Source organism: Azospirillum sp. HJ39 (assembly GCF_041507355.1).
Classification (GTDB): domain Bacteria; phylum Pseudomonadota; class Alphaproteobacteria; order Azospirillales; family Azospirillaceae; genus Azospirillum; species Azospirillum thiophilum.
The window spans coordinates 966,264-979,579 of sequence record NZ_CP167905.1; the positions used below are offsets into that span (position 1 = coordinate 966,264).

At 70.4% G+C, this 13,316-nt stretch carries 10 protein-coding genes; 6 read left to right on the forward strand and 4 right to left on the reverse strand.

Translation table 11 applies throughout. From position 1 onward, the window contains the following. Positions 1-513 precede the first annotated feature (513 nt). On the reverse strand, positions 514-1,857 hold the full coding sequence (locus ABMY26_RS04775) for a glutamine synthetase family protein (RefSeq protein WP_372394346.1): 1,344 nt from the start codon (positions 1,855-1,857) through the stop codon (positions 514-516). 168 nt (positions 1,858-2,025) lie between these two features. On the opposite strand from ABMY26_RS04775, the gene ABMY26_RS04780 reads away from it, so the two are divergent. Both ABMY26_RS04780 and ABMY26_RS04785 read left to right on the forward strand, forming a co-directional pair. Further along, complete coding sequence (locus tag ABMY26_RS04780) at positions 2,026-3,306, forward strand: NAD(P)/FAD-dependent oxidoreductase (protein WP_372394347.1); 1,281 nt, start codon at positions 2,026-2,028, stop codon at positions 3,304-3,306. A gap of 60 nt (positions 3,307-3,366) precedes the next feature. Further along, positions 3,367-4,425 carry a hypothetical protein gene (locus ABMY26_RS04785; protein ID WP_372394348.1) on the forward strand — a complete coding sequence of 353 codons (1,059 nt, stop codon included), beginning with the start codon at positions 3,367-3,369 and terminating at the stop codon, positions 4,423-4,425. Between the two features lie 223 nt (positions 4,426-4,648). Here the strand turns inward: ABMY26_RS04785 and smc are convergent, their stop codons facing one another. The 3 genes from smc to ABMY26_RS04800 form a co-directional block, all read right to left on the reverse strand. Beyond that, positions 4,649-8,110, reverse strand: coding sequence for a chromosome segregation protein SMC (gene smc, locus ABMY26_RS04790; protein WP_372394349.1), 3,462 nt, complete (start codon positions 8,108-8,110; stop codon positions 4,649-4,651). Positions 8,111-8,358: 248 nt separating this feature from the next. Next, a complete protein-coding gene (locus ABMY26_RS04795; RefSeq protein WP_372394350.1) occupies positions 8,359-9,021 on the reverse strand; it encodes a DsbA family protein in 663 nt (220 codons plus the stop codon). 79 nt (positions 9,022-9,100) lie between these two features. Next, positions 9,101-9,583, reverse strand: coding sequence for a DUF721 domain-containing protein (locus ABMY26_RS04800; protein ID WP_372394351.1), 483 nt, complete (start codon positions 9,581-9,583; stop codon positions 9,101-9,103). Positions 9,584-9,762: 179 nt separating this feature from the next. Between ABMY26_RS04800 and mutY the strand changes: the two genes are divergently transcribed. The 4 genes from mutY to ABMY26_RS04820 are packed head-to-tail and all read left to right on the forward strand — an operon-like array spanning position 9,763 to position 13,316. After that, positions 9,763-10,863 (forward strand): A/G-specific adenine glycosylase, encoded by a 1,101-nt coding sequence (gene mutY, locus ABMY26_RS04805; protein WP_372394352.1) that lies wholly within the window; start codon positions 9,763-9,765, stop codon positions 10,861-10,863. Between the two features lie 19 nt (positions 10,864-10,882). Next, complete coding sequence (locus ABMY26_RS04810; protein WP_372394353.1) at positions 10,883-11,623, forward strand: DUF1194 domain-containing protein; 741 nt, start codon at positions 10,883-10,885, stop codon at positions 11,621-11,623. Between the two features lie 33 nt (positions 11,624-11,656). Beyond that, entirely contained in the window at positions 11,657-12,796 is a 1,140-nt protein-coding gene (locus ABMY26_RS04815) for an NAD(P)/FAD-dependent oxidoreductase (RefSeq protein WP_372394354.1), read from the forward strand. Between the two features lie 16 nt (positions 12,797-12,812). Then, positions 12,813-13,316, forward strand: a complete 504-nt coding sequence (locus ABMY26_RS04820) for a hypothetical protein (protein WP_372394355.1) — start codon at positions 12,813-12,815, stop codon at positions 13,314-13,316.

Below are 13,316 nucleotides of genomic sequence, written 5' to 3' on the forward strand. Positions count from 1 at the left end.
GAAAAGACGGCCTGGCGTCTTGACCGTTTTCAAAGGAGATAACAAATAGAGCGCGCACGAAATCCGACGCCCGGACCGGGCCGCATTTTGCCGTCTCCGAATATGTTTGGAAAATACACTGCAATTTTACTTGGACCGTCTTCGATTCCGGTACGCCGGCGGTCATAATGGTGTTAGCGGAGATCTTGCGTTTTTATGCTTGGCGCCAACGAAGGGGCGGCGCGGATGGGGATGGATGCGGCGCCGGCCCATCGGACGGCCTGGGCGGGCGCACCCGTATGGGTAGGGCTGCCGGCGGATACCGTTCGCGGCCGGCGCAGCCGTTCCGCCCGATCGGGGTGCATCGGCAGGAAAGCCGGCAAACGGGGCGTCGGCCGGTGCGAAGCGCTAAACGGCCGGCAGGATGCGCGGCACCGGGCAGGCGCAGGAGCCGGGGACCGGATACGTAAAAGGGCGGCCCGCGGGTTTCCCCACGGGCCGCCCCCCGGTGGAAAGCGGTGGAAGCCGCCGGGATCAGACGTTCAGCAGCAGGTTTTCCCGTTCCCAGGAGCTGATGACGCGGTTGTAGGCCTCGTATTCCGTCTGCTTCACGCAGGTGACGGCGTCGATGAAGCGTTCACCCAGGATTTCCTTCAACGGCTTGCAGGCATTGAACTTGGTCAGCGCCTCCGACTGGTGGCGCGGCAGGGTGAAGGCGAGGCGGTAGGCGGAACCCTTGATCGGGTCGTTCGGCTCCAGCCCCTGGGTCATGCCGATATAGCCGCAGGCGAGCGACGCGGCGATGGCGAGATAGGGGTTGGCATCCGCCCCGGCGACCCGGTTCTCGACCCGGCGGGCGTCGGGCTGCGACACCGGCACGCGCAGGCCGGTGGTGCGGTTGTCCCGGCCCCAATGCACGTTGATCGGCGCATCGGAGTTGGGGACCAGCCGGCGGTAGCTGTTGACGTTGGGGGCCAGCAGCGGCATCACGTAGGGCAGGTATTTCTGCAACCCGGCGATGTGCGCCATGAACAGGGCGCTGTCGGTGCCGTCGGGGTTGGAGAACAGGTTGCGGCCGCTGTCGCTATCGACCACCGACTGGTGGATGTGCATGGCGCTGCCGGGTTCGCCCTGCATCGGCTTTGCCATGAAGGTGGCATAGATCTGGTGGCGGATCGCCGCCTCGCGCGCCGTGCGCTTGAACAGGAAGGCCTGGTCGGCCAGTTCCAGCGCGTCGCCGTGGTTGAAGTTGATCTCGATCTGCGCGGCGCCGGCCTCGTGGGTCAGCGTGTCGATGTCGATGTCCTGCTTCTCGCAGAAATCGTAGACCGCCTCGAAGATCGGGTCGAATTCGTTGACGGCATCGATGCCGAAGGCCTGCCGGCCGCTTTCCATCCGGCCGTTGCGGCCCACCGGCGGAACCAGGGGGTAGTCGGGATCCTTGTTGACCTGGACCAGGAAGAATTCCAGCTCAGGCGCCACCATCGGCTTCCAGCCGCGCTCCTCGTACAGCGCCAGCACGCGCTTCAGGACATGGCGGGGCGAGACGTCGACCGGCCGGCCGTCGGCATAGACGCAGTCGGTGATGACCTGCGCCGTCGGCTCGGTGTACCAGGGCACGAAGCGGATCGTGCGCTCGTCCGGGATCATGTAGATGTCGGAATTCTCGTCGGACGTGATGTCCTCGTCGTCGGGGAACTCGCCGGTCACGGTCTGGACGAAGATCGCCTCGGGCAGGCGCAGGCCGCGGTCGCGCAGGATGCGGAGGAATTTTTCGGCGGGGACGATCTTGCCCCGCGCAATGCCCGACATGTCGGGCACAAGGCATTCGACTTCGGTGATGCGGTTCTTCTTGATGAAGTCTTCCATAAAACCCATGGGTATGGCGGACCGCTCCGGGCGATGGGCAGCCCCCTCCGTGCTGTGAACGACAGCGACACTATGACGCCCTTCCCGCGGCCCGCGCCAGTGGGTTCAGCATGACGGTCCGGTGAAATTTCCGCCTTACCGTTGACCTGCCCCATCGGCCGGGACTTAACTGCGGCCATGCCGAAAGCGACCTACCTGAACAGCTGGTACGCGGCCTCCGCCGCCCCACGCCCCGACCGCCCGATCCTGGAAGGCGAGACCGCCTGCGACGTCTGCATCGTCGGCGGCGGCTACACCGGCCTGACCGCGGCGCTGGAACTGGCCGAACGCGGCCTCGACGTCGTGCTGCTGGAGGCCGAGCGCTGCGGCTGGGGCGCGTCGGGGCGCAACGGCGGCCAGATCATCACCGGCTACAACAAGCCGATGGCGACCATCGAGGGCTGGGTCGGCAAGGAGGATGCGCGCCGCCTGTGGGACTTCGGCGAGGAGGCCAAGGCCCAATTGGCGGAGCGGGTGGAGCGCCACGCCATCGCCTGCGACCTGAAATGGGGCTTCGCCTTCGCGGCGCTGAAGCAGCGCCACATGGAGGACGTGGCGGCGCTGGAGCGCGAGATGCGCGACGGCTACGGCTACGGCCGGGTCCGGCGGCTCGACCGGGCGGGCATCCGCGCGCATGTCGGCAGCGACGCCTATATCGGCGGCCTGCTGGACGAGGGCAGCGGCCATCTGCACCCGCTGAACTACGCGGTGGGGCTGGCCCGCGCCGCCGATGCCGCCGGGGTGCGCATCTTCGAGCACAGCCGCGCCATCGCGATCGACGACGGCCCGGCGCCGCGGGTCGACACCGGGCGCGGGGGAGTGAGGGCGAAGCACCTGATCCTGGCCGGCAACGCCTATCTCGGCGGGCTGGCCCCGGCGCTGGACCGCCACATCATGCCGGTCGCCACATACATGATCGCCACCGAACCGCTGGGGGAAGCGCGCGCCGCGTCGCTGCTGCCGACCGACATCGCGGTGTCGGACCTGAAGTTCTCGCTGAATTATTTCCGCCGCTCCGCCGACCACCGGCTGCTGTTCGGCGGCGGCGTCAGCTATTCCGGGGTCGACACGCCGGGCCTGAAGCAGGCGATGCGGCTGAAGATGCTGGCGGTCTACCCGGAGCTGCGCGACGCCGAGATCGAGTATTGCTGGGGCGGCCGGGTCGCCATCACCATGAACCGCATGCCGCATCTGGGCCGGCTGTCGCCGACCACGCTGTTCGCGCACGGCTATTCCGGCCATGGCGTGGCGCTGGCCGGCATGGCCGGCCGGGTGATGGCCGAGGCGGTTGCCGGCACCGCCGGACGGTTCGACGTGTTCGCCCGCGTCCCCCACCTGCCCTTCCCCGGCGGACGGCGTTTCCGCACGCCGGCCCTGGTCCTCGCAATGATGTGGTTCCGTTTGCGCGATCTGCTGTAGTCTGCCCAGGCAATCCACTGCAGCAACCCACCGCCGAGTTCCGCCCCCGCCATGCCGCCCATGACCGACACCCCCGCCAGCGGCGAGCCTGCCACCTCCCCGGACCCGGCCGGCCCCGGCCCTGCCGCCGACCCTGCGGAGGCGTCGGTCGCAGACAAGGCGGCGAAGGAGAATGTGCTGGTCCAGCCGATGCGGGACACGCATTTCGACTTCCAGCACAAGGTCTTCAGCCTGCCCGGCGCCTTCTTCTGCCAGGAGCCCAACGGCAAGGAGGCGGTGCTGAACATCCTGCTGGGCGACCTGAAGGCGACGCTGGCCTTTCCCACCCTGCTCGAGTCCTTCCAGATCGAGGATGGCAGCCACGATGCCCGCCTGCTGGAGATCATCGAACAGGGGCTGGCCTTCGTGAAGCTGATCCGCCCCGGCGAGGAGATCCCGGGCGAGTTGCTGGACGGCCGCGCCTCCTGGTCGGTGGACGACAAGCACCGCATCATCGCCAAGGGCCGGCTGACCGTGCAGATCGTCTCCTCCTTCACCGGCAGCGAGATGATCGTGTCCGACATCGACCAGTTGGAGCAGCTGGTCGAGGATCCGCAGACCAAGGAGCGGATGTCTGCCGCCTTCGGGAAGATCGCCGAGCGGCTGAAACTGACCAACAACGCGGAACAGTACCTGACCGACCGCGTCGACGATCTGGCGCAGGAGCTGTCCTACATCGAGGCGCTGCGCGACCGCTTCAAGGACATCCGGCGCATCGAGCTGGCGATGGGCAAGCTCGCCACCATCTACCGCACCGACCGCACCTTCTGCAGCGAGCTGAACCGCATGCAGGGGCTGATCCGCAAGCCGCTGCGCGAATTCGACATGATCTTCGATCAGGCCGACGCCCAGACCGGCGACATCGTCGGCGCCCTGCGCAACTTCCACCCGACCATCCAGTTCATCCGCAAGATCCGCGACGACCTGCGCGCCAAGCTGCTGGAATGGGAGGATCTGCTGCGCGGCTGGGACGAGATCAGCATGGAGCGCTCGGCGAAGATCGAGCAGCTGCAGAAGCAGACCTACCGGTTCCTGGCCAGCCGCTACATCGAGACGACGGTGTGGAAGCGGGGGGGATGAGGGGGGAGATGAAGGGGGAGTGAGTTGGCTGACGAATGCCCCCACCTAGCCTCCCCCGCTGGGCGGGGGAGGGACTGCCGCCACTCCTATGAATAAGCACTTGTCCCCTCCCCCGCCCAGCTCCCGCACAAAGCTCCGCTTTGTGCTGACGCGGCAGGCGGACCATAGGTCCGCTGAGAGCGGGGAAGGGTTGGGGTGGGGGCAATCGAAGCCGATACCCCCCTTACGCCACCCCGCGCAATTCCTCCGCCCGGCTCAGGTCGACGCTGACCAGTTGCGACACGCCGCGCTCGACCATGGTGACGCCGAACAGCCGGTCGACGCGGGCCATGGTCAGGCGGTGGTGGGTGATGATCAGGAAGCGGGTGTCGCCCTGGCGGGCGATGTCCTCCACCAGATCGCAGAAGCGGCCGACATTGGCCTCGTCCAGCGGGGCGTCGACCTCGTCCAGCACGCAGATCGGCGCCGGGTTCGAGCGGAAGACGGCGAACAGCAGCGACAAGGCCGTCAGCGCCTGCTCGCCCCCCGACAGCAGTGAGAGCACCTGTAGCTTCTTGCCAGGCGGGCTGGCATAGATCTCCAGCCCGGCATTCAGCGGATCCTCGGCATTCACCAACTCCAGATGGGCCTTGCCGCCGCCGAACAGGCGGGTGAACAGCTCCTGGAAATCGCGGTTGACGATGTCGAAGCTGGCGACGAGCCGTTCGCGCGCCTCGCGGTTCAGGCCGGAAATGCCCTGGCGCAGCCGGGCGATGGCGGCGGTCAGATCCTCGCGCTCGCCATGCAGGCCGCCGATCTGCGCCTCCAGCTCGGCCGCCTCGATCTCGGCGCGCAGGTTGACCGGCCCCATACCCTCGCGCTCGCGCGTCAGCTTGTCGAGCCGGGACTCGACCGCGCCCGGCTCGGGCATCGGTTCGGCGGGGTCGAGGTCGGCAGCGGCGCGGGTGTCCTCCGGCCGGCACTCCAGCCGTTCGGCGATGCGCTCGGTCAAGGTGCGTTCCTGCTGGAGGGCGGCCGACACAGCCGCCTCGGCACGGGCGCGGGCCTCGCGGCCGTCGGCCAGCGCCGCTTCGGCATCGTGCAGCGCCCGCTCGGTCGCGGCCAGCCGGGCCTCGGCGTCGGCCAGCGCGTCGGCGGCACGCTTGCGCTCGCGCTCGGCCACCGCGATGCGGTCGAGCAAATCCTGTCGCTCCGCCGCGATCTCCGCCGGGCGGCCGGACAGCGTGGCGATCTCGCCGTCCGCCTCCCCTGCCCGCTGGCGCAGCTCCGCCAGCCGGCCGCCGGCCCCGGCGGAGCGGGTGTCCCAGGAGGCGGTTTCGGCCTGGATCGCGGCCAGACGCTGGCGTCGCGCCTGCGCCTCACGGGTCAGGCGGTCGAGGGCGTTCTGCCGCTCGGACAGCACGGCGCGGCGCTCGGCCAGGGCGGCACGCCGCTCGTTCACCCGCTCGCGCCCCTCGCGCGGGTCGGGCAAGGAGTCGAGCAGCTCCAGCATCTCGTCGCGGCGGGACGCCGCCTCGCGCTCGTCGGCGGCAAGGCGCTCAAGCGCCTCGACCAGGGCGGCGAGGCGGGAGGACGCAGCGTCGGCCTCGCGCGCCAGCTTGGCATGACGGTCGCGCGCGGCACTCACGGCGGCGAAGCCCTCGCGCACGGCGTCGCGGGCGCGGCGGTCGGCCTGGGCGGCTTCCTCCACCGCCCGCCGGGCGGTCTCCAGCCCTTCGCGCGCCAGCTCCACCCGCTCCTCGGCAAGCTCCAGCTCGACGCGCAGCTCTGCCAGCCGGTTGCGCTGCTTCAGGCGGATGGCGGCGGCGGTCGGCGCTCCGGCCTGCACCGTCAGCCCGTCCCAGCGCCACGCCCCGCCGTCGCGGCTGACCAGGATCTGCCCGGGCGCCAGCCCGGCGGCCAGAGCCGCCCCTGCGGCGGCATCGGCGACCACCCCGACATGGGCCAGCGCGCGGGCGGCGGCCGACGGCCCCTCCACCCGCATCGACAGCGGCTCGGCCCCGCCCGGCAGCGGCGCGACGGCCTGATAGCCGGGCAGCGTGCGCCAATGCACCGGCGCGGCCTCGTCCAGCGGAGCGGTCAGCGCGTCGCCAAGGGCGGCGGCCAAGGCGCCCTCATAGCCGGGCGACACCGTCACCGCATCGACCAGCGGCGGGAAGGGTCCGCCGGCCCCGGCCTCCAGCAATTCCGCCAGCGCCCGTTCCTCGGCGCGCAGCCGGGCACCGGCCGAGTCGGCGGCAGACAGCGCCTCCCGCGCCCGGGATTGCGCCGGCTCGGCATCGGCCTTGGCCTGCTCGGCGGCCTCGGCGGCGTCGCGGGCCTGCTCCAGCCGCTGTTCGGCCAGCTCGACCGCCAGTTCGGCCTCCGACAGGTCGGCGCGGGCGGCGATCTCGGCCTCCAGCGCGGCGCGCTGGGCCTGCTGCTCGGCCAGCCGCTTGGCAAGGGTGGCCGCACGGTTCTCCAGTTCGGCGGCCTGACGCTGGGTGGCGGCGCGGCGGGCCTCGTCGATGGCGACCGCCTCGGTCAGGCGGGTCAGCTCGCCGTCGAGCGCCTCGACCTGCTCGCGCGCATCGGCCAGCGCGTCGGCGGCGGCCTCCTCCAGCATCTCCTCGTCGGCCTGTGCCGCGGTCAGGCGGTCGCGCTCGGCCTCCAGCCGGGCCAGCGCCTCGCCAGCATCGGCGGCGAGCGCCTCCTCGCGGCCGAGGTCGCCGGCGATCTGGCGCAGTCGGGAGTCCAGCGCCCGCTGCTGGTCGGCGACTCGCTTCTCCTCGGCGTCGAGCTGTTCGCGGGCGATCACCAGCCGCTGCAGCGCCGACGCGGCGCGCGCCTCGCCCTGGCGGATGTCGGGCAGCCCGGCGGCGGCCTCGGTCCGGCGGGCGGCCAGCTGGTTGACCGCCAGCATGCGGTCGCGCACCCCGGCCTCAGCGGTGGCGAAGGCGGCATGGGCACGGGCGCGCTCCTCCTGCGCCGCCAGCCAGCGCAGATGCCACAGCACCGCCTCGGCCCTGCGGATCTGGTCGGACAGGTTGCGGTAGCGGGCGGCCTGCCGCGCCTGCTTCTTCAGGCTCTGCAGCTGGGTGTCCATCGCCCCGATCACGTCATCGAGGCGGGTCAGGTTGGTTTCCGCCCCCTTCAGCCGCAATTCGGCCTCGTGCCGGCGGGAATGCAGGCCGGTGATGCCGGCGGCCTCCTCCAGCAGGGCGCGGCGGTCCTGCGGCTTGGCGGAGATGATCTGCGCGACCTTGCCCTGGCTGACCAGCGCCGGGGAGCCGGCGCCCGACGCGTTGTCGGCGAACAGCAGCTGCACGTCGCGCGCCCGCACCAGCTTGCCGTTGACGCGGTAGTCGGAGCCGGAGCCGCGTTCGATCCGCCGGGTGATCTCCAGCTCGTCATGCTCGTTGAGGCCGGCCGGGGCGGTGCGCGAGCGGTTGTCGACCGCCAGCGTCACCTCGCCCAGATTGCGGGCCGGGCGGCTGGAGGTGCCGCCGAAGATGACGTCGTCCATGTCGTCGCCGCGCATGCGCTTGGCCGACGTCTCGCCCATCACCCAGCGCAGCGCCTCGACCAGATTGGACTTGCCGCAGCCGTTTGGACCGACGATGCCGGTCATGCCGGGTTCGATGACCAGCTCGGTGGCATCGACGAAAGACTTGAAGCCCGACAGGCGGAGACGCGTGAACTGCACTGGGATAAGAACCTTCGATGTGCTGGGCTTTAGGGGGTGACGTCGTCGGGTGACGGCTGCCCCCTCCCTAACCCTCCCCCGCTTCGCGGGAGAGGGGACTGCCGCCGCTTCGCATAAGGCACCCTTTCCCGCGAAGCTCTCGCACAAACCTGCGGTTTGTGCTGACGCGACAGGCGGACCGTAGGTCCGCTGAGAGCGGGGGAGGGCCGGGGAGGGGGCGATAACTGATACGAACCGTGCAGACAGACTTACTTAAGCAGCTTGTCGATCGCCTTGGAGAACTCCTCGAAGGACTGGGCGCCGTCGACGCGGGCCTTGCCGTCGTTCAGGATGAAGGTCGGGGTCGCCTCGACCTTGTGCTGGTTCTGGCCGGTCAGGCGGCTGTTCAGGATGGCGTCGGCCAGCTCCTTGCTGGCGAAGCAGGCGTCGATGGTCTCCTGGCTCATGCCGGCCAGCTTGCCGTACTGGGCCAGCGCCTTGGTCGGGTCGGACGCGCGGCTCCAGGTCGACTGGCTCTTGAACAGCACGTCGGTCAGCGGGTAGTAGCGCTCGGCCGGCGCGCAATGGGCCAGCATGCTGGCGCTCAGCGCCGCCTGGTCGAAGGGGAAGTCGCGGAAGATCAGCTTGACCTTGCCGGTGTCGATGTAGGCCTCCTTGATCTTCGGCAGCACATCGACGTGGAAATGGGCGCAGTGCGGGCAGGTCATCGACGAATAGTCGAGGATCGTCACTGGCGCCTTGGGATCGCCGAGCACGCGGTCGGCCATCATCTCCGACACCGGCGGCAGGGTCGCCGCGGCCTGCGCGGCCGACGGGGCCACGGTCAGGGCGGTGCCGAACGCGGCGGTGACGCCGACGGCCAGAAGACCGGCCAGCCCGAAATTCCTGCGTCCCAAAATTTTGCGGTTCACTTTGCCCTCATCCCTACAAGATGTTGATGTATAGACAATGATGTCCCGGCGCGTCCAGCGCGGTGCCCGGAATTGCCCCTCACCCCCTGGGAGGAGGGGATCTCTTCGGACGGGCCATCAGCGAGCGGCCGAAGCGTTCCAGCGTGGCGCGCAGCTCCTCGTCCTCGACGGCCGCGGTGGTGGCGGTGATGCCGATCTCCTCGTCCATCGTCAAGGCGCGCGGACGCACCACCGGCGACGGGGCCGACGGCAAGGCGGCATGGATCAGCTTGATCCTGGCCACCGCGCGATAGCCGAAGAAGCCGTTGATCCGCTCGATGATCTGCGGCTCCAGATGCTGGAGTTCGAGCGCGATGGCTCCCATGGCGCGGATGTGCAGGGTCGCCTCCTCGCGCTTGCCGCGGGGGAAGCTGAGCTTGTCGGGGGCGGTGCGCAGCGACAGCTGCTGCCCGACGATGGACGGCCAGTCGGTGATCAGCGCGCCGAAGGCAAGCCCGCGCTTGCCCAGCACCTTGCCGGCGACGTCCGGCACGGATTGGCCGATGCGACGGGGTCCGTTCATGCTCTGCGATCGCTCCTGTGCGGCGCCCCGGCCTTGGCGGACGGGTTCCGGGTCATGTGGGTTGGCGGCACCCTAGCGCAAGCCCGGGCCGATGCCCAGCACCGCACCGGTCCGATGCCCCTGCTCGCCGGGCCCTCTCCCTTCCCCAGACGCTCCGGACCCTCTATTTCTTCCCGACCATGATTCCAAATTCCGACAATCGAGCCTCCACCGCACCAGACCCCGAGACGGCCGCCCGGCTGCTGCTGGACTGGTACGACCGCCACCGCCGCGACCTGCCCTGGCGTGCCAGACCGGGCGAGACCGCCGACCCCTACCGGGTCTGGCTGTCGGAGATCATGCTGCAGCAGACGACGGTTCCCGCCGCGGCCCCCTTCTTCCGCAATTTCACCGAGCGCTGGCCGACCGTGCGCGACCTGGCCGACGCGCCGCTGGACGACGTGCTGGTCGCCTGGGCCGGGCTCGGCTACTACGCGCGGGCGCGCAACCTGCACAAATGCGCCCGCGTGGTGGCGGATGGGGCGGCGGACGGGCATGCCGGCCGTTTCCCGGACAACGAGGTGGCGCTGCTGGAGCTGCCGGGCATCGGCGCCTACACCGCGGCGGCCATCACCGCCATCGCCTTCGGCCGCAAGGCGACCGTGGTGGACGGCAATGTCGAGCGGGTGATCGCCCGCATCTTCGCCGTGGAGGAGCCGCTGCCCGGCGCCAAGCCGACCCTGCGGCGGCTGGCCGCCACCCTGACGCCCGACTTCCGCCCCGGCGACTATGCCCAGGCGATGATGGATCTGGGCGCAACCGTCTGCACCCCGCGCAAGCCCAAATGCATGCTGTGCCCCTGGGCGGCCCATTGCGAGGCGCGCGCCGCCGGCATCGCCGAGAGCCTGCCGCGCAAGACCGCCAAGGCGGAGAAGCCGACCCGGCGCGGCGTCGCCTATTGGCTGCTGAACCCCGAGGGCGCCGTGCTGCTGCGGCGCCGGGCGGAGGAAGGGCTGCTGGGCGGCATGGCCGAGGTGCCGTCGACCGGCTGGGGGCCTGAGCTGCCCGGCGACGCGGCGGTGACGGCGCAGCAGCCGCTCGCCGCCCGCTGGCGCCGGCTGCCCGGCCTCGTCCGCCATACATTCACCCATTTTCACCTGGAGCTTGAGGTGGTCGCCGCGCAGGCCGGCGCCGACTGGCGGCGGGCGGACGGCAACTGGGTGCCGCTCGACCGGCTGGGCGATCACGCGCTGCCGTCGGTGATGGTGAAGGTGGTGCGTCACGCCCTGGCGCATGTCTGACGATGGAATGAGTGCCGGAATGCCGCGTGCCGTCTTGTCCGCCCTGCTCGTGCTTCTGACGATGGCCGGTTCTTCGATGGGCGCCGCCGCCCGGGCGGCGGAAACCGCGGGCGGGAAAGCCGCAGACGGGAAGGCAGGGGTGGCGCTGGTGCTGGCGCTCGACGGCTCGGCCTCCATCACCACCGGCGATCTGGAGTTCCAGCTGCAGGGCCACGCCGCCGCCTTCCGCGACCCGGCGGTGGCCGACGCGCTTGCATCCGCGGGCGCCCTCGTGACGCTGGCCGCCTATTCCGGCCCGAACAGCCTGCGGGTGCTGATCCCCTGGACCCGGCTGGCGAAGCCGGAGGATGCCGGGCGGCTCGCCGAGCGCATCGATGCCCTGCCCCGCGGCTTCCAGGGCGACTCCACCGCCATCGGCAGCGCGATCGTCGAGGCCGCCAGGCTGTTCGACCGTGGCGGCAAGGCGCCGCGGCAGGTGATCGACCTGATCTCCAACGGCTTTTCCAACGGCGGCATCGACCCGGCGGAGGCGCGCGACCGGGTGACGCGGCGCGGCATCGTCGTCAACGGCCTCGCCATCCTCGACGAATTCCCCTGGCTGGAGGAGTATTTCGAGGAGAACGTCATCGGCGGCCCCGGCAGCTTCGTGAAGAGCGCCATGGACCAGGACAGTTTCATCGCAGCCCTGCGGCAGAAATTGATCCTTGAAATGGTGGCCCTGCCCGATCACATGCCAAGCCAAAGCGCCGCCGTGCCGTAGGCGGCCGAAAAAATTCGCCGAGGAGCGTTGAACGTGGAGCGGGTCGATTTCCTGGTGGTCGGGGCCGGCATCGCCGGCGCGTCCGCCGCGTATGAGCTGGCGGCGCAAGGCCGGGTGCTGGTGCTGGAGCGCGAATCGCAGCCCGGCTATCATTCGACCGGCCGCTCGGCTGCGCTCTACACCCAAACCTACGGCCCGGCGCCGATCCGTGCCCTGACGGTCGCCAGCTGGGACTTCTACACCGACCCGCCCGCCGGCTTCGCCGACCACGCCCTGCTGACCCCGCGCGGCGTGCTGATCGTCGGCCGCGACCATGAGACGGACCGGCTGGATTCGGAATACCAGGAGGGCCGGCGCCTCACCCCCTCGGTCGAACGCTTCGACAGGGCGCAGGTGCTGGCCCGCGCCCCCTTCCTGCGCCCGGACTACGCCGCCGGCGGCGTGTGGGAGCCCGAGGCGCGCGACATCGACGTCCATGCCCTGCACCAGGGCTATCTGCGCGGGCTGAAGGCGCGCGGCGGCCGGGTGGTGACGGATGCCGGCGTGCGCGGGCTGGAGCGCCGCGACGGGCTGTGGGTGGCTGACACCGCGGCCGGGGCGTTCGCCGCGCCGGTGCTGGTGAATGCCGCCGGGGCCTGGGCGGACGAGCTGGCGGCGCTGGCCGGCGTTGCCGCCGTCGGGCTGGTGCCGAAGCGCCGCACCGCCATCACCTTCGATCCGGTGTTCGAGGATCCGGCCGACAAGCAGGGACTCGACAGCTGGCCGATGGTGACGGACGTGGCCGAGACCTTCTACGTCAAGCCGGACGCCGGGCGCCTGCTCGCCTCCCCCGCCGACCAGACCCCGGTCGCCCCCTGCGACGTGCAGCCGGAGGACATCGACGTCGCCGAAACGGTGGACCGGCTGGAACAAGCATCGCGCTTTTCCGTTCGCAGATTGGCGCATCGCTGGGCCGGCCTGCGCAGCTTCGTGGCAGACAAGGTGCCGGTGGTCGGATTCGCGCCCGACGCGGACGGCTTCTTCTGGCTGGCCGGCCAGGGCGGCTACGGCATCCAGACGGCTCCGGCCATGGGCCGGGTGGCTGCCGGGCTGGCGTCCGGCCGGGGCCTGCCGGACGATGTGCGGGCGCTTGGGGTGTCGGAGGCCGACCTGTCGCCCGCCCGGCAGCGGTGACCAAGGAGGGCATGCCATGACCACGCGTCGAAGCATGAAGGATCGCGCGATGCGCCGCTCGCTCGCCGTCGCGGCGCTGGCCGCAGCCGCCGCGCTCGCCGGCTGCGCCAATCCGGCGGCCGACGAGGCGCTGGTCGCGCAGACCGCGCTGATCGGCATGCCCAAGGAGACGCTGCTGTCCTGCGCCGGGGTTCCCGAACGGCAGGCCGCCGTCGACAACCGGGAATTCTTCACCTACCGCAGTTCCCGCCTCGTCTCCTACCCCAGCCCGCCGCCGCTGGGCTATTACGGCGGCGGCTGGGGCTGGCCGTATTACGGTTACGGCTATGGCGGAGCGGGCTATGGCTACGAAGTCAGCAGCTATGACTGCGAAGCAACCTTCAGCTTGAGAAACGGCGTGGTCGAGCGCGTGGTCTATGGCGGTGCATCCGGCGGAAGCGCGCGACTTGGACAGTGCTATGCCATCGTCCAGAACTGCGTGGCGCTGATTCCACAGCGGGCCATCAAGCCAACTCCTTGA

What these genes read in the sequence shown, in the direction of transcription:
- ABMY26_RS04775 (WP_372394346.1), bottom strand. Translation starts at nt 1,857, where the DNA reads ATGGGTTTTATGGAAGACTTCATCAAGAAGAACCGCATCACCGAAGTC.
- ABMY26_RS04780 (WP_372394347.1), top strand. Translation starts at nt 2,026, where the DNA reads ATGCCGAAAGCGACCTACCTGAACAGCTGGTACGCGGCCTCCGCCGCC.
- ABMY26_RS04785 (WP_372394348.1), top strand. Translation starts at nt 3,367, where the DNA reads ATGACCGACACCCCCGCCAGCGGCGAGCCTGCCACCTCCCCGGACCCG.
- ABMY26_RS04800 (WP_372394351.1), bottom strand. Translation starts at nt 9,583, where the DNA reads ATGAACGGACCCCGTCGCATCGGCCAATCCGTGCCGGACGTCGCCGGC.
- mutY (WP_372394352.1), top strand. Translation starts at nt 9,763, where the DNA reads ATGATTCCAAATTCCGACAATCGAGCCTCCACCGCACCAGACCCCGAG.
- ABMY26_RS04810 (WP_372394353.1), top strand. Translation starts at nt 10,883, where the DNA reads ATGCCGCGTGCCGTCTTGTCCGCCCTGCTCGTGCTTCTGACGATGGCC.
- ABMY26_RS04820 (WP_372394355.1), top strand. Translation starts at nt 12,813, where the DNA reads ATGACCACGCGTCGAAGCATGAAGGATCGCGCGATGCGCCGCTCGCTC.